This window comes from Glutamicibacter sp. M10, from assembly GCF_025452055.1.
In the GTDB taxonomy this organism is placed as follows: domain Bacteria; phylum Actinomycetota; class Actinomycetes; order Actinomycetales; family Micrococcaceae; genus Glutamicibacter.
Genome location: NZ_CP104918.1, coordinates 645,015 through 666,329 on the forward strand (window position 1 = coordinate 645,015; position 21,315 = coordinate 666,329).

16 protein-coding genes and 3 pseudogenes are annotated in these 21,315 nt (G+C 57.8%); 12 read left to right on the plus strand and 7 right to left on the minus strand.

What is annotated here, in order from left to right:
* Positions 1-29: 29 nt before the first annotated feature.
* Positions 30-935, minus strand: a complete 906-nt coding sequence (locus tag N6V40_RS03210; protein WP_262198988.1) for a carbohydrate ABC transporter permease — start codon at positions 933-935, stop codon at positions 30-32.
* Positions 936-937: 2 nt separating this feature from the next.
* Positions 938-1,896, minus strand: a pseudogene (locus tag N6V40_RS03215) (carbohydrate ABC transporter permease).
* A gap of 168 nt (positions 1,897-2,064) precedes the next feature.
* Between N6V40_RS03215 and N6V40_RS03220 the strand changes: the two are divergent.
* The 4 genes and pseudogenes from N6V40_RS03220 to N6V40_RS03235 all read left to right on the plus strand — a co-directional run bounded on the left by N6V40_RS03220 (position 2,065) and on the right by N6V40_RS03235 (position 6,104).
* Positions 2,065-3,057, plus strand: coding sequence for a LacI family DNA-binding transcriptional regulator (locus tag N6V40_RS03220; protein ID WP_262198989.1), 993 nt, complete (start codon positions 2,065-2,067; stop codon positions 3,055-3,057).
* A 115-nt stretch (positions 3,058-3,172) separates the two neighbouring features.
* Positions 3,173-4,071 (plus strand): annotated as a pseudogene (locus N6V40_RS03225) (ROK family protein).
* A 75-nt stretch (positions 4,072-4,146) separates the two neighbouring features.
* Positions 4,147-5,349 (plus strand): MFS transporter, encoded by a 1,203-nt coding sequence (locus N6V40_RS03230; RefSeq protein WP_242632560.1) that lies wholly within the window; start codon positions 4,147-4,149, stop codon positions 5,347-5,349.
* Positions 5,350-5,498: 149 nt separating this feature from the next.
* Positions 5,499-6,104: a malonic semialdehyde reductase gene (locus tag N6V40_RS03235; RefSeq protein WP_131089567.1), complete on the plus strand. Its 606-nt coding sequence runs from the start codon at positions 5,499-5,501 to the stop codon at positions 6,102-6,104.
* 68 nt (positions 6,105-6,172) lie between these two features.
* On the opposite strand, the gene N6V40_RS03240 is transcribed toward N6V40_RS03235, so the two are convergent.
* From N6V40_RS03240 to N6V40_RS03250, 3 genes are all read right to left on the minus strand, one after another.
* Entirely contained in the window at positions 6,173-7,189 is a 1,017-nt protein-coding gene (locus tag N6V40_RS03240) for a sugar phosphate isomerase/epimerase family protein (protein ID WP_131089566.1), read from the minus strand.
* On the minus strand, positions 7,186-8,358 hold the full coding sequence (locus N6V40_RS03245; protein WP_262198990.1) for a Gfo/Idh/MocA family protein: 1,173 nt from the start codon (positions 8,356-8,358) through the stop codon (positions 7,186-7,188). The genes N6V40_RS03240 and N6V40_RS03245 overlap by 4 nt, the downstream gene beginning before the upstream one ends.
* Positions 8,359-8,462: 104 nt before the next feature.
* Complete coding sequence (locus N6V40_RS03250) at positions 8,463-9,470, minus strand: LacI family DNA-binding transcriptional regulator (RefSeq protein WP_131089564.1); 1,008 nt, start codon at positions 9,468-9,470, stop codon at positions 8,463-8,465.
* Positions 9,471-9,905: 435 nt separating this feature from the next.
* On the opposite strand from N6V40_RS03250, the gene iolC reads away from it, so the two are divergent.
* The 8 genes and pseudogenes from iolC to N6V40_RS03290 all read left to right on the plus strand — a co-directional run bounded on the left by iolC (position 9,906) and on the right by N6V40_RS03290 (position 20,209).
* Complete coding sequence (gene iolC / locus N6V40_RS03255) at positions 9,906-10,898, plus strand: 5-dehydro-2-deoxygluconokinase (protein ID WP_262198991.1); 993 nt, start codon at positions 9,906-9,908, stop codon at positions 10,896-10,898.
* A 2-nt stretch (positions 10,899-10,900) separates the two neighbouring features.
* The gene (locus N6V40_RS03260; RefSeq protein ID WP_262198992.1) at positions 10,901-11,845 is read left to right on the plus strand and encodes a Cgl0159 family (beta/alpha)8-fold protein; all 945 of its coding nucleotides are present in this window, start codon (positions 10,901-10,903) and stop codon (positions 11,843-11,845) included.
* Positions 11,846-11,859: 14 nt separating this feature from the next.
* Positions 11,860-13,790: pseudogene (gene iolD / locus N6V40_RS03265) on the plus strand (3D-(3,5/4)-trihydroxycyclohexane-1,2-dione acylhydrolase (decyclizing)).
* Positions 13,791-13,831: 41 nt separating this feature from the next.
* Positions 13,832-15,346, plus strand: a complete 1,515-nt coding sequence (locus tag N6V40_RS03270) for a CoA-acylating methylmalonate-semialdehyde dehydrogenase (RefSeq protein WP_262198993.1) — start codon at positions 13,832-13,834, stop codon at positions 15,344-15,346.
* Positions 15,347-15,440: 94 nt separating this feature from the next.
* On the plus strand, positions 15,441-16,361 hold the full coding sequence (locus tag N6V40_RS03275; protein ID WP_131089561.1) for a sugar phosphate isomerase/epimerase family protein: 921 nt from the start codon (positions 15,441-15,443) through the stop codon (positions 16,359-16,361).
* 39 nt (positions 16,362-16,400) lie between these two features.
* Positions 16,401-17,414, plus strand: coding sequence for a Gfo/Idh/MocA family protein (locus N6V40_RS03280; RefSeq protein WP_262198994.1), 1,014 nt, complete (start codon positions 16,401-16,403; stop codon positions 17,412-17,414).
* A gap of 7 nt (positions 17,415-17,421) precedes the next feature.
* On the plus strand, positions 17,422-18,306 hold the full coding sequence (locus N6V40_RS03285; RefSeq protein WP_262198995.1) for a sugar phosphate isomerase/epimerase family protein: 885 nt from the start codon (positions 17,422-17,424) through the stop codon (positions 18,304-18,306).
* Between the two features lie 370 nt (positions 18,307-18,676).
* Positions 18,677-20,209, plus strand: coding sequence for a sugar porter family MFS transporter (locus tag N6V40_RS03290; protein ID WP_396268614.1), 1,533 nt, complete (start codon positions 18,677-18,679; stop codon positions 20,207-20,209).
* Positions 20,210-20,277: 68 nt separating this feature from the next.
* On the opposite strand, the gene N6V40_RS03295 is transcribed toward N6V40_RS03290, so the two are convergent.
* On the minus strand, positions 20,278-20,556 hold the full coding sequence (locus tag N6V40_RS03295) for a substrate-binding domain-containing protein (RefSeq protein ID WP_262198997.1): 279 nt from the start codon (positions 20,554-20,556) through the stop codon (positions 20,278-20,280).
* Positions 20,514-21,278 carry a LacI family DNA-binding transcriptional regulator gene (locus tag N6V40_RS03300; RefSeq protein ID WP_262198998.1) on the minus strand — a complete coding sequence of 255 codons (765 nt, stop codon included), beginning with the start codon at positions 21,276-21,278 and terminating at the stop codon, positions 20,514-20,516. Before N6V40_RS03300 ends, N6V40_RS03295 begins: the two co-directional genes overlap by 43 nt.
* Positions 21,279-21,315: the final 37 nt, after the last annotated feature.

Sequence of the window (21,315 nt, forward strand, 5' to 3'; positions counted from 1 at the left end):
GGGTTGAAAAACTCGGTATTTTTTGTTGGTTATTCCTTGACGCCGCCGGCCGAGAGGCCGGACTGCCAGTAGCGCTGGAGGAAGAGGAAGGCGATGATCAGTGGGACGATCGTCAGCAGTGAGCCCATGAGGACTAGATCAAAAATTGCTTGGCCGCCAGCGGTAGCAGCCTGCGAGTTCCACTGGTTCAGTCCCAGAGTTAAGGGGAACCAATCGGAATCACGCAGCATAATCAGCGGCAGGAAGTAGTTGTTCCAGGTGGCCACCATGGTGAAGAGCAAAACGGTGACGGTACCCGGGGCCAGTAGTGGCAGGCAGACCTGCCAGAAGGTACGGAATTCGCTCGCACCGTCGATGCGTGCAGCTTCCATCAGATCTGCGGGAATGGATTCCTTGGCAAAGGACCACATGAGGTACAGGCCGAAAGGTGAGATCAGCGAGGGAATGATGATTGCCCACGGGGTATCGGTCAGGCTTAAACGGCTGAACATCCAGAAGGTCGGAACGGCCAATGCGGTACCCGGCACGGCAACCGCGCCAATAACGATGGCAAATACGGCTTTCTTCCCGGGGAAGTTGAACTTGGCCAGTGCGTAACCGCCGAGCACTGCCAGCAGGGTGGCACCGCCGGCTCCAACCACAACGTAGAGCAGGGTGTTGCCCAGCCAGCGAAGGAAAATGCCATCGTCGTAGGTCAGTGCGCGAGTGAGGTTTTCAAAGAAGTTGAAGTCGTGACCAAACCAGAGACCAAAGGTGGAGAAGAGATCGGCTTGAGATTTGGTGCTATTGATCAGCAGCCAGATCAGCGGAATGAGCGAATACACCAACACAATGCCGGTCACGATGGTCAGCAGTAGGTTGCGCTTGGGCTGACTGGGGGTTTCCAGTTTCCCGCGGCCGCGCGTCGTTGCGGGGCGCAGAGTTGTTAAAGCCATGCTTAGGCGTCCTTCCGCATGCCACGCAGCTGCACAACGTAGGCGATCACCATGGTGATTAGACCCATGATGATGGCCACGGTGGCTGAGTAGTTCTGCTGTTGTCCGGAGAAGGACAGTGAGTAGGCGTAGAGGTTCGGGGTGTAGGTGGAGGTGATGGCGTTCGGGGCCAAGGCTTGCAAGATGCTCGGCTCGTTGAACAGCTGGAAGCTGCCAATGATCGAGAAGATCGTGGCCACTACCAGTGCGCCGCGGATGGCTGGAATCTTGATGGCGGTGATCACTCGCCACTGGCCAGCTCCGTCGATGGCTGCCGCCTCATACAGCGAGGAGGGGATGACACGCAACGCTGCGTAGAAGATGAGCATGTTGTAGCCGACAAATTCCCAGGTCACGATGTTGCCGATGGAAGCCAAGACGATCTGCGGACCGAGTAAGTCTGGGATGTCCCACCCGAAGAACTCGTTGAGTTGCCCGACCAGACCAAAGCGCCTGCCGTACATGAAGCCCCACATTAAGCTGGCGACCACCGCGGGAACGGCGTAGGGCAGGAAGATGGAAATTCTAAAAAATCCGACCCATAAAGTCGTCCGGAGTCCACGGCTAAGGCCACGAGCAACGAGATGCCCAGCATGATGGGAACTTGGATGGCCAGGAACAGGGAAACTCGCAGCAGCCCGCCCCAGAAGACTGGATCACTAAAGGCACGAACATAGTTGTCGAATCCTACAAAGGAGGTGCCGCCAACCAATTGGGTGTGGAACAGGCTCAGGTAGATCGAGTAGATGATCGGTGCGATGAATACCAAAATGAAGACGGCCATGAACGGGGCGAGAAATCCCCAGCCGGTCCACCTCGTACGTGTTGCGAAAGTGCGTTGACGACGCCGCCTCGGGGTAACTGGTGCACCCGGTGAGGACGGTGGCGTGTGAGCCGTTGGCGTCGTGATGGTATTGCTCATGTAGATCCTTAGTTCGGCCCATTCGCCGTAAGTAGGCGAGGCGATGTTTACGTAAACATCCTAAAGTGTGATTTGCGTTACGCCAACCCTTAAAAATGTTTTCGACGGTAATCTTTGAGTTATGACTAGTGGAAAAGCCCCCGTGGGGGACGAAAGCGCCATGTTTCCATGGGGGACGTGGCGCGTCGTGCCGGAGTCTCGGCTCAGACGGTGTCACGGGTTTCCAATGGCTATCAAGGTGTCATTCCGCAAACCCGGGAACTGGTGCTCAAGGCTATGGATGAGTTGGGTTACCGGCCCAACAGTGCCGCTCGGGCACTGAAGCTGGGCTCCTTTCACACCATCGGGGTCATTACCTTTTCACTCGAAGCAGTGGGTAATCATCGAACCATTCAGGCGATTTCTGTCGCAGCGGCCAAAGCTGGTTATGCGGTCACCCTGATTCCGGTAGACCTTCCAACCCAAAGCGGCGTGGAGCATGCTTTTGGGCGCCTGGAAGAGCTGGCGGTTGACGCGGTAGCGGTCATTGTCGAGGTTCACCTGCTCGATCGCGCCAAGGTGGTACTGCCTCCCGGCGTGCCCACGGTGGTGGTGGATTCCGACGCGGGTGATGCCTACACCGTGGTCGATACCGACCAGGCTGACGGTGCACGGCAAGCAACACGTCACCTGCTTGAACTTGGGCACGCCACCATCCGCCACCTCGCAGGACCGGAATCCTCCTACGCAGCGCAGCGACGTGTGGACGGATGGCGCGAAACCCTGATCGAGGCCGGGCTTGAAGTTAAGGACATAGTGCGCGGAGACTGGAGCGCTGCCTCCGGGTATGAAGCTGGCCGCACCCTCGTGGCTGACACGCAGTGCACCGCGGTGTTCTGCGCCAATGACCAGATGGCCTTGGGGTTGTATCGTGCGGCTGCCGAAGCAGGTCGCCGGATCCCCGAGGATCTCAGCGTTGTCGGGTTTGATGACTCGGCAGATACCCCCGCTTACTCACCTCCGCTAACCACCATCCATCAAGACTTTGCCGAGGTGGGTCGGCGCAGTGTGGCAGCGATTTTGGAACAGCTACGCACCGGTGAGCAAAAGCCGGGTACCTCCATCGTTCCGACCCGATTTATTCATCGCGCCAGCACCGCGCCGGTGCGTGTGAGCAGTTGAGCACAGCACATTTGATCCCCGGATATCGCTATAGGGTCTAAGCTGGAAAATTGTGAGTCCAGCAAATCTTTCCATCGGCGTTGATATCGGTGGCACCAAAATTCTTGCAGCCCTCGTGGATGAAGCAGGAACTGTCTCCGGTCAGATCTATCGTGAGACCCCTAATCATGACGTAGCCGGCATTGAGCGTGCCCTGGCCGAGGTCATTCGGGAGCTCTCTGACGATGACGAAGGGTTGCCAGTAGGTATCGGGGCTGCCGGATGGATGGACCGTAAGGGACAAAACGTACTCTTTAGCCCGCACTTGTCGTGGCGCAATGAGCCAGTGCGGGACCGCTTGATGCAATTAGTGGGTCACGAAATCACCCTCGTTAATGATGCTGATGCCGCTGGCTGGGCCGAGCACCGATTTGGTGCTGGCCGCGGAGAAAGCGACATGGTGTGCCTGACTCTGGGAACCGGCATCGGCGGTGCGGTGATCCTTGAGGCCAAATCCACCGAGGTAAGTCGGGCATTGCCGGCGAATTTGGCCATCAGGTGATAGTTCCCGGCGGTCATCGTTGCGCTTGCGGTAACCGAGGATGCTGGGAACAGTACGCCTCAGGCAACGCGCTAGGCCGCGAAGGAGCCGAGCTGGTGCGCAGTAAGTCGCCGGTGGCCTTCCGCCTGCGCGAAGCGGTGGGCGATAACCCGGAGGCCGTCACCGGCGTCGCGGTGACTCGCCTGGCTGCGGAAGGTGATCCTGCCTGCAGCGACCTGATTACAGATATGGGGGAATGGCTGGGCTTGGGTATTTCCAACCTGGCTTCCGTATTGGATCCTGGAACCATTGTTATCGGTGGTGGCTTAGGTACTGCCTCTAAGCAGCTGGTTGCCACGGCCGAAGAAACCTACCGCCGTTCGCTTTCCGGTAGGGGATACCGCCCCTTTGCAAAGATCAAACAAGCCGAATTGGGCCCTGCAGCGGGCCTGATCGGAGCCGCTGACCTAGCTCGGTTTAATCAGCAACAATAGTGAAAACATTGACAGGACATTAGGTCTTATCTAGGCTCATGTTGTTAGGCAACATGAGAGCGAGGTATTGGCGTGATGCGGCCTGCTTTGCCAAACCGAGCTCGGGGTTGGTCCTTACCTTTGGTCTTGGTGACCTATGCGGTCGCCATGTGTGGCACCACTATGCCCACCGCGCTGTATCCAACCCTGCAAGATGAATACGGTCTGAGCACCGCTGCCTCAACTCAACTCTTTGCTATTTATGCCGTTGTCGTGCTCGCCGTACTGTGTGTCTTTGGTTCATTATCCGATGCCATAGGCCGCAAACCGGTCATGATTTTTGGGCTGTTGGCCTCGGCTGCGAGCGGGATTCTTTATGCCACGGCCACCGATGCACCCATGCTTTTTATTGCCCGCATCTTCTCCGGTATCTGTGCCGGATTGGTGACCGGTACGGCCACCGCGTATCTGACTGACTTGGTTTCTAGCTCGGCACGAGGCGCAAGTATTTCCAGCGTTGCCAATATGGTGGGGCTTGGCAGCGGCCCGGCGCTGGCTGCCTTTTTGACCTACTTTTTCCCCGCAGTTCCAATGATCGCCTTCAGCGTTCATGCGGTGCTTTCTGGGTTGTGCATCGTCGCTTTGAGCGTGATTCCCGACAGCGTGGTGCACCGATCAAACCGACTGAAGCTCACCCTTCCGCTGGTGCCCCGCTTCGCGTTACGTGATTACTGTGTCGGCGGATTGATGACCCTAGGCTTCGCGGTGATGGGTGGTTGCACCGCAATGACATCCATCCTGGTGGTCCGCGCCTTCGGCATTACGGACCTGCGGTTATTGGGTTTGATTGGTTCGTTGATTTTTGTCGCCACCACGGCGGGTCAGAAAATTGGCGGGAAGCTGGTGGCCCAGAAAGTTCATCTCGGTTTTGCTGGGCTGGCTGTTGGCACGGTGTTCATCGCGCTGGCGCCGAGAGTGGATGGGCATCTAGGCGTTGGCATCTATCTGCTGGGTCTCTTGGTTGCTGGCTTTAGTCACGGGGCATTGTTCCCGGTCGGGTTATCCATTGTTTTGCGGCGTATTGAATTGCGCCACCGAGCCAGCGCCAGTTCGGCCTTCTGGGTGCTCGGTTATGCGCTGACTGCTCTGGGTGCTTTAGGGCTTGGCTGGGTTGGTCAGCTCAGCGGCGAATCAATGGCGGTGACGTACTTTGGTGTGTTTATCGCGCTGTGCTCGATTGCCTGCGCGCTAGTGCACCGCCGTTTAGTTCGTTCAGGACAGACGCCGCTTTCACCCTAACCGTAGGGCGCAGGCCCTAGCGGTGTGTTGCAAAACACAATAGTTCGCGGAATGAGTGATCAGCTCAGCTGGTTGTGCACGGTAGACAAGATCCTCTGTCCGGTACCGGCCCAATGCCCGGCGCGCGGGCCGAACCGAAAGGTCATCTCATGACTGTTGCATCCCAGGAAAACCAGGTCGACTCAGCGACCATCAACACCATCTTTGGCGAAGCCCGCACCGCAAACGCATTCACCGGTGAAGTCACCGAAGCTCAGGCGCAGGAGATCTACGAACTGGCAAAGTTCGGCCCAACCGCCTTCAACTCCCAGCCACTTCGCGTGACCTACGTACGTTCGGCTGAAGCACGCGCCACCTTGGTTGACGCTATGGCTCACGGTAACCAGGCCAAGACCGCCGCCGCTCCACTGGTAGCAATCCTCAGCTACGACACCGCATGGCACGAACAGTGGGACAACTTCCTGCCAGGCTACAACGCCCCTAAGGCCATGTACGACGCAGACGCTGACTTCACCGCCGCTACCGGCAACAACAACGCTCACCTGCAGGCAGGCTACTTCTTGCTGGCCGCACGTAGCCTTGGCTTCGCAGTGGGCCCAATGACCGGTGCTAACTTCTCGGCTATCGACGCTTCCTTCTTCCCGGAAGGTGACCAGAAGAGCTTCCTTGTAGTCAACATTGGTCAGCCAGCCGAAGGCGAAATCGGTGCACCAAAGGCTCGCTTTGGCTACGAAAACGTAGTTCGCACCGTCTAAGTACAGACGCAAAGAAGCCCGGAATTCACCACGTGAATTCCGGGCTTCTTTGTGCCAGCGAAAGGTTATTAAGAAGCTTTGGTCAGCGAGGCTTCTAGGGCTGCGTCGGCCTCGATCAGCACCTTGGCCGCTACTTCCAGCCCCTCAACGGCACCGAGTTCGGTGTCCTCGTGTTCGATGTTCACCATCATTTCTGGATCCACCTCGTGCAAAGCACGCAGGAATTCGGTCCAGAACGCGGTGTCATGTCCCTTGCCCAAGGCCACAAAGTCCCAGGCTGAGTTCTTTGGCCACTCGTTAGCCCACTCGTCGCCACCGAGGTTGGTGCGGGGCTCATCTTCGCCCAACTTGCGGAAGCTGTTATCCAGCACGCCCTGAACCGCGGCATTGGCGTTGATGCGCACATCCTTGGCCGCTGCGTGGAAGACCCACTGGCCGAGGTCACGGACAACGGCCACCGGATCCATCTGCTGCCAGAACAGGTGTGAGGCATCTAGTTCAATGCCGATGTTGCTGGTTCCAGCGCGCTTAAGTAGCTCGCGGAAGCTTGCAGGGTTAAAGACCAGGTTCTGCGGGTGCAGCTCCAAGGCGACCTTCACTCCGTGGGCAACAGCCAGCTCGTCGATTTCTTTCCAAAATTGAGCAGCGATCCCGAATTGGTAGTCCAACTGGTCCAAGGCTGCCGAATTCCAGGCGTTAACTACCCAGTTTGGGTTGGTGCCGTTGTGCTCTCCAGCGGGCAGTCCGGACATGGTGACCACACGAGTCTGACCTAGGCGAGCCGCCAACTTGATGGAGCGGCGGATGTCCTCGGCGTGCTTTTCGCCGATTTCACGGTTGGGGTGCAGCGGGTTGCCGTTGCAATTCAGTCCGTAAATTTCCACGCCGGTGCCTTCAAATTGAGCGAGGAAAGCATCACGAGCGTCATCGGATTCTAAGATCTCATCGATATTTGGCACGTGTACTGGTGGCAAGAAACCGCCAGTGTTCAGCTCAACTCCGGTGAGCCCTTGGTCGGCTATGACCTTGAGTGCTTCGGTCAGCGGGTGGCTGTGGAGGATTGCGTTGTAGACACCGAGTTTCACAGCGAAACCTTCTTTCCGTCGTGGGTAGCGGACTGCACGACCGCCTGCAGGATCTGCATATTGTGCACACCCTCGTCGAATGATGCGTTGGTTGGAAGGGCGTTCTCTAGGCCGGCGACCTCGTCGAGGAAGGCGCGGGCCTGGTAGCCGAAGGCGTCATTCTGGCCAAAGCCAACACCTGGTGCGTCCATTGGTAGACCGCCACTGATGTAGGCATGCTCCGAGCCGAGGTTCACGGTGCGGTAACCGTTGGTTGCCGAGGGACCCTCGGTGAGCATGATTTCGATTTCCGAGGGACGCAGCTGGCTGAAGCGTGCGGCGCCCTTTTCGCAAAAGACCTCGAAATTCAGTGTGTTGGGGTGACCGGCTGCCACGCGGGAAACTTCCAAGCTGCCCGAGGCTCCAGCGAACTGAACGCTGAACGCTGCGTAGTCGTCGTTTTCCACTGGCTCAGAAGTCTCGCTGAGTTCCGCCAGATCGTGGCCGGTGACGGCGCCGGCTGGAAGGAAGCGGTCGGTGATGCTGGTGCTCAGCTGGCCGCCGCTGACCGAGAGGATGTCTCCAGCCAAGAATTCGGCCACGTAGGCCAAGTGGCTTCCCACATCGGCCAGTGCGCCCGAGCCTGGCTCGCCCTTAAAGCGCCAGCTCATTGGGGCCTGTGGGTTGTGACCGTAGTCGGTCCAGTAACGGCCGGAGAAATGTAGAACCTTGCCCAGGGTGCCATCGGCGATGAGGTTCTGGATTGTGGCGATGCCTGGGGTGCGGCGGAAGGTGAAACCAACGCGAGCCACGGAGTTGGCGTTGCGGGCCGCGAGGGCCATTGCTTCGGCCTCTTCGAGGGTGTCAGCCAGCGGCTTTTCGCACAAAACGTGCTTGCCGGCAGCCAGCAGACCCTCAACTGCTTCGCGGTGGAAACGATTGGCAATAACTACTGAGACCACGTCGATATCTGGATCTGCGGCCACCTCTTGCCAGGAGCTGAGGGCCTTTTCGTAGCCGTAACGCTTGGCGACCTTGGCCGCGAGATCGGTGTTCACATCAGCTACGGCAACGTAGCGAAGTGGTGGCAAGTCGGAGCTGTAGAAGGTTGGTGCAGTGCGGTATCCAGCGATGTGGGACAGCCCGGCCATGCCGGCGCCAATGACGGCAATGCCGATGGCTTTTGTCACGGAATTCTCCTGTGTGAAAGTTGTTCATGGAATATTTTGGAGCGCTCCAAAAAGTGTAAAGGCGAATCCGGACGGCGGTCAAGTGGTTGGCTGAGAAGAATTATTTAGCGGGTTCGAGGTGCGGCGCAGGTGCCACGCTCAATCAGCGTGGGCTCCATCGAAACGCTTTGCGCCTCGCGCTTGGGATCAGCCAGTCGAGAGATCACTTGCTGCGCTACACGAAGCCCAAGATCGCGGTTGCGGCTATCCATCGTGGTCAGTCGCAACAGATGCGTGTCGGATAGTGGCGAGTTATCGTAACCAATCACCGATAAGTCCTCGGGCACCGAGAGTCCCTGATCGCGGGCCGCGGCCAGGGCGCCCATGGCCATCGAATCGTTGCCGGCCAAGATGGCGGTTGTGGCCGGAGCCTGATCTAAGAGTTCAATAGTGCCCTGATAACCACTGGCTTCGGTGGTTTGCGGGCTCGTGGTGATCACCTGCGCGCTGAGCCCGGCGGCTTGCATGGCCTCCAGGTATCCGGCGCGCCTGAGCCTTGAGGCACCGCCACCGCCACCTACGTGACCAATGTGCTGGTGCCCAAGCGAAATGAGATGCTCGATGGCGCGGCGTGCGCCGAGTTGGTCATCGCTCGCGGTGACATCGGCTCCGGGCACCTGGGTTTCGCGGTTACCGGCCACCACCACCGGAACGTGCGAAGGAAAGCGCATGGCGGGTGTGGGCTCGGTGGCGAGCACCAAAGCCTCAACCCGTGTACTGAGGAAGCCTTCGAGTGGATCGGATTCTACGTGCGCGTTCAGCGTGCGGTCCGAGACTGCGATGCGCAATCCGGCGCTACTTAGCCCTTCCTGCAGGCCGCGCAGCAATTCAACAAACCACAGGTTGGTGTAGTCATCGATAACCACACCAACGGTCTGACTGGTACCACCGGCCAGGGCAGTGGCGGCTTGGCTGGGGCGGTAATTTAATTCCTTGATGGCGGCAAGCACCGCCTCGCGGCGCGGGGCCGAAACGCTGGGCGAGTTGCGAAGCACCAAAGACACGAGGGATTTGGAGACACCCGCGGCCTGGGCGACGTCATAGATGGTCGCTCGTTGGCGTTCTGCTGCCACAGTGCCTCCTGAAGTTTGACTGGTCTTCTCGTTAAGAGCCTAGCGTTAGGGTCGGGTCAGTGTTTTCGCCTGAGGGCTACTTCTTGCAAATCTTGGCACATAGGCAGCTGATTGTGACTGGCTGCCTTGCTGGGTCAGGTTGCTGGTTTTGCGCTCTCGGCACACCCTGGGCGGGGCCGAGAATCGAGGCTTCTGAACACAAGACGTTGCTGACCTAGGTTGTTTTACGCGTAATTTTTTCGTCCAAACAGGCTAACTTCCTTGAAAATCCGGGGAAACTCAAAGTGGGACAAAGTTAACTTGTAAATATGTCAGTACAAACCTTTGACAGGCCAAAGGGTTTTGATGCAAAGTAATAACTGTGCTTCCCCTCACATCGAGAAAAAACGGAGCACCGGCATATAGAACTTCAAGCTCGAAAGGACGTCGATCCGCGTGAACTACGACGTACTGACCCTCGGACGCATCAGTGTTGATGTTTACCCGAACGACATCGGTGTCGGCCTTGCCGACGTGACCTCCTTCGGCAAGTACCTCGGTGGTTCCGCCACCAACGTCGCGGTAGCTGCTGCACAGCACGGACGTGCTGCCGGCGTGGTCACCAAGATTGGTGATGACGACTTTGGCACCTTCCTAGAACGTGAACTGGACCGCTATGGCGTGGACCGCACCCAGGTAACTCGCGATGAAACCCTGCAGACTCCGGTGACCTTCTGCGCAATCCTGCCACCAGATGATTTCCCACTGTACTTTTACGGTCGCTTCCCGATGGCTCCGGACTGGAACATCAATACCAGCGACATTGACCTTGAATCGGTCAAAAATTCCAAGATCTTCTGGAGCACCGTCACCGGCCTGAGCCGTGAACCATCACGCAGCGCACAGCTGGCAGCCTATGAAGCTCGGCCGGTTGAATCCCTGGGTGAAGGCCAGTTCACCATCTTGGATCTGGACTACCGCCCAATGTTCTGGGATTCGGTAGAACAGGCTCGTGAACAGGTCACCCAGGCTTTGGCCTCAGCAACCGTAGCCATCGGCAACGACACCGAATGCACGGTGGCCGTTGGCGCAGGAACCCCGGATGAGCAGGCCGACCGCTTGCTGGACGCAGGTGTGCAGATTGCCGTCGTCAAGCTCGGCCCAGAAGGTGTGATGGCTAAAACCCGCACCGAACGTGTGGTCTCCGCACCGGTTCCGGTACAGACCGCCAACGGTCTGGGCGCGGGAGATTCCTTCGGTGGAGCCTTCTGCCACGGGTTGCTTTCCGGATGGCCACTAGAACAGGTACTGGACTTCGCCAACGCGGCCGGAGCCATTGTGGCTTCCAAGGTCGCCTGCTCCGATGCGATGCCTAACCCAGAAGAAGTTAACGCACTGCTGGCCGAGCGTGGCCGCACCGTCCCCACCTCCCAGAAAGACCTGGTCTAGTCATGCAACAGGCACCCGAGTTGAGTGTGGACCTTGAAGATCCACGCCGCTACGAATCCATCACCCGCCAGCGACTAGAAGATCCGGCATCAGTTCTTCGGGCAGCACAGCTACGCCAGAAGCACGCCGGCCCGGTACTGGGGCGACAGAATTTTATTATCGCTGCCGACCACCCGGCCCGCGGTGCCCTCTCGGTGGGCAAGCGAGCCACCGCCATGGCAGACCGCCGCCAGCTCTTGGACCGACTGCAGATCGCCTTGCAGAACCCGGCTTGTGACGGTGTGCTCGCTTCGCCAGATATCCTCGATGACCTGCTGCTTCTTGGGGCACTAGAGGGCAAATTGGTTTTTGGATCAATGAACCGCGGTGGACTGACCGGCTTGGTGAACGAGATTGATGATCGCTTCACCGGACATAGCGCTGCGGCACTGGCCGCACTGGGCGCTGATGGTGGCAAGATGCTCACTCGGATCAGTTACGAAGATCCGGACACCGTAAAAACGCTGCAAGCTACGGCCGACGCAATCTCCGACTTGGCCGAGCACCAGCTGGTGGCCATGGTGGAACCTTTCATCTCCAAACGGGTGGAGGGCAAGGTAGTCAACGACCTTCGCCCAGACGCCGTGATCAAGTCCATGGGCATTGCTTCCGGACTCGGGGCATCCAGTGCCTACACCTGGCTGAAGATTCCAGTGGTCCAGGAAATGGAACGCGTTATGGCCGCTACCACCTTGCCTACCGTATTACTTGGCGGGGACCCAGCCGGTCAACCGGACGAAATCTTCGCCTCGTGGCAAGAGGCCCTAGCCCTACCTTCGGTGCAGGGACTGACCGTGGGACGAACCCTGCTCTATCCCGAAGACGGGGATGTAGCAGGCGCCGTGGCCACCGCCGCATCACTACTGAACAACAGCACAACTGCAGCAAACGCAGAAGGACAAGCTTGATGACTACACGCACAATGACCGTCGCACAGGCAGTGGTGGAATTCCTCGGCCGCCAGTACACGGTGGATACCATTGGCGGAACTAAGTACCGCGAACGGCTGATTCCTGGCATGTTTGGCATTTTTGGTCACGGCAATGTTGCAGGCGTAGGCCAGGCACTGAAGCAGTGTCAGGCCAAGGATCCAAGCCTCATGCCTTACTACCAGGGCCGTAACGAGCAGGCGCAGTCGCACCAGGCTGTTGCCTACGCACGGCACACCCGCCGCCGTGCCACCTACGCGGTCTCCACGTCCATCGGCCCAGGATCCTCCAACCTGCTCACCGGTGCCGCCCTAGCTACGGCTAACCGTTTGCCGGTGCTGTTGCTTCCTTCCGATACCTTTGCCACCCGCGCAGCGGATCCGGTACTGCAGCAGTTGGAAATGCCTCACGGATATGACATCACCGTTAATGACGCTTTCCGTCCGCTGTCCAAGTACTTTGACCGTGTCACCCGTCCCGAGCAGCTAGCAAGCGCCCTGCATCACGGACTGCGGGTGCTCACTGATCCGGCAGAAACCGGTGCGGTGACCATCTCGTTGCCTCAAGATGTGCAGGCCGAAGCTTTTGACTTCCCAGAAGAGTTTTTGCTGAACGTGAGTGGAAGATTCGTCGCCCAGAGCCTGAGGCGCAGGACATTGCCGAAGCTGCCAAGATGATCCGTGCGGCCAAGCGCCCACTGATTGTTGCCGGCGGCGGAGTGCTCTATGCCTTTGCTACCGAGGAACTGGCCGCATTCTGCGAAGCGACCGGCATCCCGGTAGGCAATACCCAGGCCGGAGTCGGTGTGCTGCCATGGGATTCGAAGTACTCACTGGGTGCTATCGGTTCCACCGGAACCACCGCCGCTAACGCCTTGGCTGAACAGGCGGATCTGATCATTGGTATCGGCACCCGCTACGAAGACTTCACCACCGCCAGCCGCACCGCTTTCCAAAACCCTGATGTGAAGTTTGTGAACATCAACGTGGCCGCACTTGATGCCTACAAGCACGGCACCGTTCTGCCAGTAGTGGCAGATGCTCGCAAGGCACTGATCGCACTGCGCGAAGCGCTGAGCGGATACCGCGTTGAGGGTGCCTTGGAAGTACAGACCGCCAGCGAAAAGCAGCGCTGGAATGCCACCGTTGATGAAGCCTTCGCCGAACGACTGAGCCCCTTGGTCAGCCAGAACGCGATCATTGGTGCAGTCAACGAAGCCATGGATTCACGCGACGTTGTAGTGTGCGCTGCGGGTTCCCTGCCCGGAGACCTGCACAAAATGTGGCGAGTGAGCGATCCATTCGGCTACCACGTGGAGTACGGATTCTCCTGCATGGGCTACGAAATTGCTGGTGGACTAGGAATTAAGCGTGCAGTGCAGGCCGAAACCGAGCGCGGGGAACAAGGAAACCGCGACGTGGTGGTCATGGTGGGCGATGGCTCCTACCTGATGATGCACACCGAGCTGGTCACCGCGGTGGCCGAGGGCCTGAAGGTCATCACCGTACTCATCCAAAACCACGGTTATGCCTCCATCGGTGCACTTTCGGAGTCCCTAGGATCCCAGCGCTTCGGTACCAAATACCGCACCTTGGATTCTGCAAGCCACAGCTTTGATGAAGGCGAAACCCTGCCTATCGATCTGGCGACCAACGCCGAATCCCTGGGTGTAAAGGTCATCAGGATTACCCCTGGACCGGATGCCATCGAGGATCTGTCGGCGGCCATCGCCCAGGCCAAGGCAGCACCCGAAGGCTCGGGCCCGATCCTGATTCACATCGAATCCGACCTGTACGCCGATGCACCATCGAGTGAATCTTGGTGGGATGTGCCGGTCAGTGAAGTTGCTGAACTTGAAAGCACCACCGAGGCCTACAAGAACTACACCAACAACAAGTCTCGCCAAAAGCCCCTACTGGGCTAGCGCAGACACACCATAAACCTCAAGACCAAAGGATCTAAGCAATGACTACTATCGCCACTGACGTCGCAGAAATCTTGCACTACATCAACGGTGCCCCATCGGCAGGAACCGGCACCCAGACCCAGCCGGTTTACAACCCAGCCACCGGTGAAATCACCGGCCAGCTACACCTGGCCAGCAGCGAAGACCTGGAGCAGGTTGTTGCGGCAGCTCGCACCGCGGCAGATAGCTGGGGCGAAGTTTCGATCGCCAAGCGCACCAAGATCATGTTCCGCTTCCAGCAGCTGCTCGGCGAGCACACCGATGAGCTGGCACGCATCATCACCAGCGAACACGGCAAGGTTCTTTCCGACGCCGCCGGTGAGATCGGCCGCGGATTGGAAGTAGTGGAGTTTGCCTGCGGTATCTCCCAGTCCCTGAAGGGCGACTACTCGGATCAGGTAGCCGGCGGAATTGACGTCTTCTCCTTCCGCCAGCCACTGGGTGTTGTTGCCGGTATTACCCCATTCAACTTCCCGGTCATGGTGCCATTGTGGATGGCTCCGGTAGCCATCGCCGCCGGTAACGCATTCATCCTGAAGCCATCCGAGCGTGACCCATCGGCTTCCATGCTGATTGCCGATCTGTTCAAGCAGGCAGGCCTGCCCGACGGTGTCTTCCAGGTACTGCACGGTGGCAAGGAAACCGTAGATGGTTTGCTAGCCCACCCAGAGGTCGATGGAATCTCCTTTGTTGGGTCCACTCCGATCGCCAAGTATGTACACGAGACCGCTACCAAGTACGGCAAGCGAGTACAGGCTTTGGGTGGCGCGAAGAACCACGCCGTAGTCATGCCAGATGCCGACATGGATTTGGCAGCAGATCACATCAACGCCGCTGCATTCGGCTCCGCCGGTCAGCGTTGCATGGCCATCTCCGTGGCTGTCGCCGTGGGTGAGGGAGCAGATGCTTTGGTCGATAAGCTGGCTGAGCGTGGCCGCGGAGTTAACGTCTCCCACGGTCTTGATGAGAAGGCGGATATGGGCCCGGTCATCACTCCAGCGTCCAAGTCACGCCTGCAGAAGATCGTCGGCGAGGCAGAACAGGCCGGTGCAGCACTGGTCATCGACGGACGCGACCTGGTGGTCAAGGACCACGAAAACGGCTTCTTTGTTGGCCCAACCATCATCGACAAGGTCAACCGCGAAATGAGCGCCTACACCGAAGAAATCTTCGGCCCGGTACTGGTGGTCCTGCGTGTAGATAGCTTGGAAGAAGCCATTGAAGTAGTCAACGCCAACCCTTACGGTAACGGCACCGCGATCTTCACTTCCTCCGGAGCTCACGCCCGCACCTACACCCGCCGCATCCAGGTGGGCATGGTGGGCGTGAACATTCCATTGCCAGTCCCTGTGGCTTGGCACTCCTTCGGTGGCTGGAAGGATTCGCTGTTCGGTGAGCACCACATCTTCGGCCCAGATGGTGTGCGTTTCTACACCCGAGGCAAGGCCGTGACGCAGCGTTGGCCAGAACCAACACAGCAGTCCACCGCCTCGTACAGCTTCCCTTCCAACTAGGTTTGCGCACACAAAAATAATTGTCCTTCGTGCCGATGCCGGCCAGTAATCGGTCGGCATCGGCACTGAGTATTGAAAGATTCTGGTTTATCCCATGGCACAAAACATCACCATCGGAACTGCGCCGGACTCCTGGGGAGTCTGGTTTGCCGATGATCCAAAGCAGACCCCTTGGCAGCGCTTCCTTGATGAGGTGGCCGAGTCTGGTTACAAAACTATTGAACTGGGCCCGTACGGGTACCTGCCCACCGACCCCTCTCAGCTCGCTGACGAGTTGGCCGCTCGCGACCTCAACGTCTGCGCCGGTACCGTTTTCACCGCTTTCCACCGCGGGATCGACGGCAGCGCGAAGGCTTGGGAAGAAGCGTGGGAGCCAGCCCGTAAAGTAGCAGAGCTGACTGCCGCTGTGGGCGGTGAACATATGGTGGTGATTCCGGCGATGTGGCGTGATGACGTCACCGGGCAGGCACTAGAGTCTGGAACTCTGGACGTCGCCGCGTGGGATGCTCTGGCTAAGGGGCATGACCGGTTGGGCAAGATTCTGTTTGAAGAGTACGGCCTGAAGCAGCAGTTCCACTCTCACGCCGACTCACACGTTTGTGGTCAGCCGGATATCGAGAAGTTCCTTGAACTGACCGACCCGCAGTTCACCAACCTGTGCTTGGATACCGGTCACGCCGAATACGGTGGAGCTTCCAGCGTGGATCTGATCCGTCGTTTCCCGGAGCGCATCGGTTACCTGCACTTAAAGCAGATCAACCCAGACATTCTGGCCACGGTCCGTGAGCAGGACATGACCTGGGCTGCTGCCAACTTGGCCGGGGTTATGTGCGAGCCACCTTCCGGACTACCTGATCTCAACGAGGTCTTGAAGGAAGTTGAGAAGCTGGGCCGTCCGATCTTCGGCATTGTTGAACAGGACATGTACCCGGTGGCTGACTTCTCGGTGCCTTTGCCTATTGCCACGCGCACCCGCGATTACCTGCTGAGCTGCGGCTCCCGTAGTCACGTCTAAGCAATCTTCACCTAAAAAGAACTTTTGAAAGGACATATCGTGCCAGAAATCCTGCGCGTTGCCGTCGTTGGAGCCGGACGCATGGGCGCTGACCACATTCAGCGGATCCACCACCGTATTTCAGGGGCTGAAGTGGCCGCTGTTGTTGATATCGACACTGATCGTGTTAATGCTGCCATCGAAGGCATCCCGGGAGCCAAGGGCTACACCGACTTGGCTGCTGCGCTCGCTGATGGCGACGTGAATGCGGTACTGCTGGCCACCCCGGGCTTCCTGCACCACGATGCATTGTTGACTGTGCTTGAGGCCGATATTCCGGTCTTGTGCGAGAAACCGTTAACCCCTGATGCTGCTTCCTCCTGGGAGATTGTTGAAGCCGAAGCGAAGCTTGGTCGAAAGCGTATTCAGGTGGGCTTCATGCGTCGCTTTGACGCGGAATACCAGCAACTGCGTAAGGTTGTTGAGCAGGAGAGCCTAGGCGAATTACTGGTATTGCACCACCAGCACCGTAACCCTTCCACCCCCGCAGGTTTCACCAACGAGATGCTGATCCATGACTCGGTGGTTCACGAGTTTGATGCTATTCGTTACTTCACCGGTGAAGAGATCACCTCGGTGCAGGTGCGTTTGGGCAAGGCCACCCGCAATGCCCCGAATGGTCAGCATGATCCTCAGCATGTGTTGATCGAAACCTCGTCAGGGGTATTGGCTGACGTGGAGATCTACGTCAACGCAAAGTTCGGCTACGAGGTAGCAACACAAGCGTCCTTTGAAGACGGTATTGTCTCCATCGGCAATGACGCTGGCCCTTATGTCCGAACCGCAGGTCAGTGGGGCGGAAAGATTACCCCTGGCTTTGAAGAACGTTTTGGTGCCGCCTACGACACTGAGATTCAGTCGTGGGTTGATGCTGCGTTGGTTGGTGAGCTTGGCGGTCCTAGTGCATGGGATGGCTACGCTACTGCGGCCTGCTGCGAAGCAGGCGTTGAAGCCCAAGGCTCGGGCCAGAAGGTAGAAGTTAAGCTGAACTCCAAGCCGGATCTCTACAACTAGGGGCATCATGAAATATGCATTGGACCCAACTCCATTTCATTCCTCGCACTCGGTGCTGGAATTCCCGAAGCTGGCCGCGGACCTAGGTTATGACTACATTCAGTTGACCCCGCACGCGGATATCATTCCATTCTTCACTCATCCAAAAGCGGATGATGACTTGGTGGCGAAGTTAGCGGCGGAATGCAAAAACACGGGTGTTGGGATTGCGTCAGTATTGCCGGTGCTGCGCTGGTCCTCGCCGGATGAAAACTTGCGCCAAACTGCGGTGCGGTATTGGAAGCGTGCCATCCAGATTGCCGTTGATCTGGGTGTGAACCAGATGAACACTGAGTTCACTGGGCGACCTGAACGAGCCGAAGAATCCGAGGCTGCGTTCTATCGTTCCATGGAGGAGATCGTACCGATCCTTGAGCGCGAAGGCATCAACGTAGCCATTGACCCGCATCCGGATGACTTTGTGGAAGAAGGCTTGGCTGCGTGGCGTGTGATCCGTGGGGTCAATTCGCCGAACCTGTCCTTTGTTTATGTGGCTTCGCATTCCTTCCATATGAAGGATGAGCCGTTGGAGATTATGAAGACAGTGGGGGACCGGCTTCGTGTGGTTCACGTGGCTGACACGATGAACCACCATGCTTCGCACGGTCTGCGCTACATCACCAATCCTCCGGGCAATGCTGTACGTGTGCACCAGCACCTGAAAATTGGTGATGGTGATGTGAATTGGGATGAGTTCTTCTCTGGCCTGGTGGACAACGGGTTTACGGACCGCGAGGACAGTGTCATGGTCTCTAGCGTTTTTGCTGAGAACGAGAACGCCATTGAAGTCTCCAAGTACCAGTTGGAGCAGATGCGCGCCCGAGTCGCTGCCGCCCAGTCGGCACGTTCATAAAGTGATATCTTTCGTATAGAGAAGTGCTCTCATGACATGAACCGAACCTAATAACAGGTTCGGTTCATGTCATTTAACTGACGTCTGAAACGGAGTCGAAGAGTGAATGACTCTCTCACAACTCAATGTTGACCTGTGTTTGTTCAGTGCATGAGCGACGCAGGAAAGGATTGAAAAGTTACGAGCGAGTATTTGTTAGGACAAATAGGCGTAAAAGCTTGCTCGTCCAACACTGATGACGTATTGTCCTTACATATGGGCTGTGAAGCCCATCACTTTCAGTTTATATGGCAGGGACCAAGATGATGCGAAGCAGCACCTTGTCAGAGCGAGCGAAGGGGATTGGATCATCGATGATCCGACGGCCGAGATTGGGTCGGCTAATCCTTCGCTTGAGCAAACCAAAGGAGTTTTCATGTCCAGTGCGCAAGCTGCATCCACCGCGCCGAGTCTACCGCCCCTGACTAAGGGGCCACATTCAAAACGACTCGGCTTGATTTCCATTGTTGCCTGCTTCGGCGGACTGCTTTTCGGTTACGACACCGGCGTAGCCAACGGTGCCGAGGGCCCAATGGCAGCAGAGCTAGGGCTTGGCCTTTTCCAAGTCGGTATTGTCATTAGCTCGTTGGTCTTCGCGGCCGCTGTTGGTGCGCTGGCCTGCGGCCGCATCGCCGATGCCGTGGGACGCCGCCGCGTCATCATGGCGCTTGCAGGGATGTTCCTCTGCGGAACGCTTTTGGTTGTTTTATCGCCGGCGTCCGCCGACTATGGCACGTTCTCACCACTGGGCTTTGCGGTGTTGGTTTCTGGCCGCATCTTGCTCGGTCTGGCAGTTGGCGGTGCCTCAACGGTGGTCCCGGTTTACCTAGCAGAACTTGCCCCGTACGAAATCCGTGGCTCGATCACCGGCCGCAATGAGCTGGCTATCGTCATCGGACAGCTATCGGCCTTTGTGGTTAACGCGATCCTCGCTGTGACCCTGGGGCATGTGGATGGCATCTGGCGCATCATGTTTGCGGTGTGCGCGGTGCCAGCGGTTGCACTATTCTTCGGAATGTTGCGCATGCCGGAATCACCTCGTTGGTTGGTTGAAAAGCGTCGTTATGCTGAAGCCTTGCGCATTCTCAAAACGGTCCGTTCACCTGAACGTGCATTGGCCGAGGTCCACGAGGTGGAAGTTATCGCCGAGCGGGAAAAGAAGGAAAATAAGCAGGTTGGCTGGAAAGCCATCATGGAAAACAAATGGCTGCGACGCATTCTGCTGATCGGCATCGGCGTCGGTATGGCCCAGCAGCTCACTGGTATCAACTCGATCATGTACTACGGCACCCGCGTGCTTGAAGAGTCGGGCATGTCTGCAGAGCAGGCTGTGTTGGCGAACATCGCATTTGGTGCGGTAGCCGTTATTGGTGGCGTGATTGCGCTACGCAATATGGATCTGATCGACCGCCGAAAGACTTTTGTAATCGGTTTGTCGCTCACCACCATCTGTCACCTGCTGGTCGCGTTTGCCGGAATGCTACTTCCTGTTGGAAACCCCGCAAGGCCAATCGTGATCATGATCCTTGTAGTGGCATTTGTGCTCTCGATGCAGACTTTCTTAAACGTTGCAGTATGGGTCTGGCTAGCTGAAGTCTTCCCACTACACATGCGTGGTCTGGGTATTGGAATCTCGGTGTTCTTTGTCTGGATTACCAACGGCTTCCTGGCCCTCTACTTCCCTACCTTGATTTCAGGAGTCGGGATCACCGGCTCATTCTTCCTCTTTGCTGGCATTGGCGTCGTAGCGTTGATCTTCGTAGCCACTCAGGTTCCCGAAACCCGGGGACGCTCGCTGGAAGACCTGGAGGAGGATGTCTCCACAGGCGCTATTTATCTGGTCAAAGCGCAGGCAGACGGATAATCCCAAACTGATTTTTGCGAGATAACCAAAACCAAGCTCGTCACTAGTAAGTGGCGAGCTTGGTTTTGTCATGGCCGCCGTTCGCCTGTACTGCCGCGTACCACGAGTTGCGGAGCGTGGATGCTGGATTTGCCTGAAGCATTCAAAGCTGCGTGGATTGCTGCTTCCGCCAACGCTGTGACATCCTGCCGGACACTGGTCAGATCTGCGTGCGCCAGTCGGGAGAATTCACTGTCGTCGTAACCGGTCAAGCTGATCTGTGCAGGAACCTGTAGAGCTGCCAGATCGATCGCCTGCCGGGCCCCTAAGGCTGCACGGTCATTAAAGCCAAAACCGCTGACGCGCACTGTGTTCTTGGTGTTTGCTCTAGGTAGTCATGCAGGGCCTGGAAAGCGGTAGTTTCATCTGCTCCGGCCACTAAGACTTGGGCTTGAACCTTGGCGCTTGCCGCGGCGGCAACAAAAGCATCACGACGCTGCCGGGCTGCGACAGCGGAACCGCCATCGAGATGCAGCAAGCGAGTATGACCCAGTGCTACCAGGTGCTCAACTAGCTGCTTAATGCCTGCAGCTTCGTCGGTGATGATCGAGGGCAGGCCCTTGACCTTACGCAGCAGACTGATCACCGGAAGCTGCTTGGAGACCTGGGTGAGTTGAGCGGCGGGGAGTTCTGGGAAGACGCCAATTACCGCCTCAACGCCCGCGTCGATCAGGGTGTTCAGTACCCGGCGCTCGTCACGGTGTTTACCGGTGGCGCCCAAGATGATTTCGAAGCCATGAGCGTCTGCTTGGGCGTACAGTGCGTCTGCCAGCTCTGCGTGCAGAGGCTCGCCGAGTGCAAGCGCCAAACCCAACGTCCTGCTACGGGTACTGCGTAGCGATCTCGCGCGTGAGTCGGGGCGATAGCCGAGGTTTGCTGCTACCTGTTTGACCTTGGCCCTTGATTCTTCGCTGGCCCCTTCGGCGCCCCGCATCACGATCGAGGCCAAGGCGACCGATACTCCGGAAGCGCGGGCGACATCCGTAAGTGTTGGGCGTTTGGGCGGCCGCGATGCGGAGTTTGAGGGCATTGGTCAAACTTTCTTCTAGAACGTTATAGACACCTGC

Coding starts and splice junctions, on each gene's coding strand:
- N6V40_RS03210 (WP_262198988.1), bottom strand. CDS start 935: ATGGCTTTAACAACTCTGCGCCCCGCAACGACGCGCGGCCGCGGGAAA.
- N6V40_RS03220 (WP_262198989.1), top strand. CDS start 2,065: ATGGGGGACGTGGCGCGTCGTGCCGGAGTCTCGGCTCAGACGGTGTCA.
- N6V40_RS03230 (WP_242632560.1), top strand. CDS start 4,147: ATGCGGCCTGCTTTGCCAAACCGAGCTCGGGGTTGGTCCTTACCTTTG.
- N6V40_RS03235 (WP_131089567.1), top strand. CDS start 5,499: ATGACTGTTGCATCCCAGGAAAACCAGGTCGACTCAGCGACCATCAAC.
- N6V40_RS03260 (WP_262198992.1), top strand. CDS start 10,901: ATGCAACAGGCACCCGAGTTGAGTGTGGACCTTGAAGATCCACGCCGC.
- N6V40_RS03270 (WP_262198993.1), top strand. CDS start 13,832: ATGACTACTATCGCCACTGACGTCGCAGAAATCTTGCACTACATCAAC.
- N6V40_RS03275 (WP_131089561.1), top strand. CDS start 15,441: ATGGCACAAAACATCACCATCGGAACTGCGCCGGACTCCTGGGGAGTC.
- N6V40_RS03285 (WP_262198995.1), top strand. CDS start 17,422: ATGAAATATGCATTGGACCCAACTCCATTTCATTCCTCGCACTCGGTG.
- N6V40_RS03300 (WP_262198998.1), bottom strand. CDS start 21,278: ATGCCCTCAAACTCCGCATCGCGGCCGCCCAAACGCCCAACACTTACG.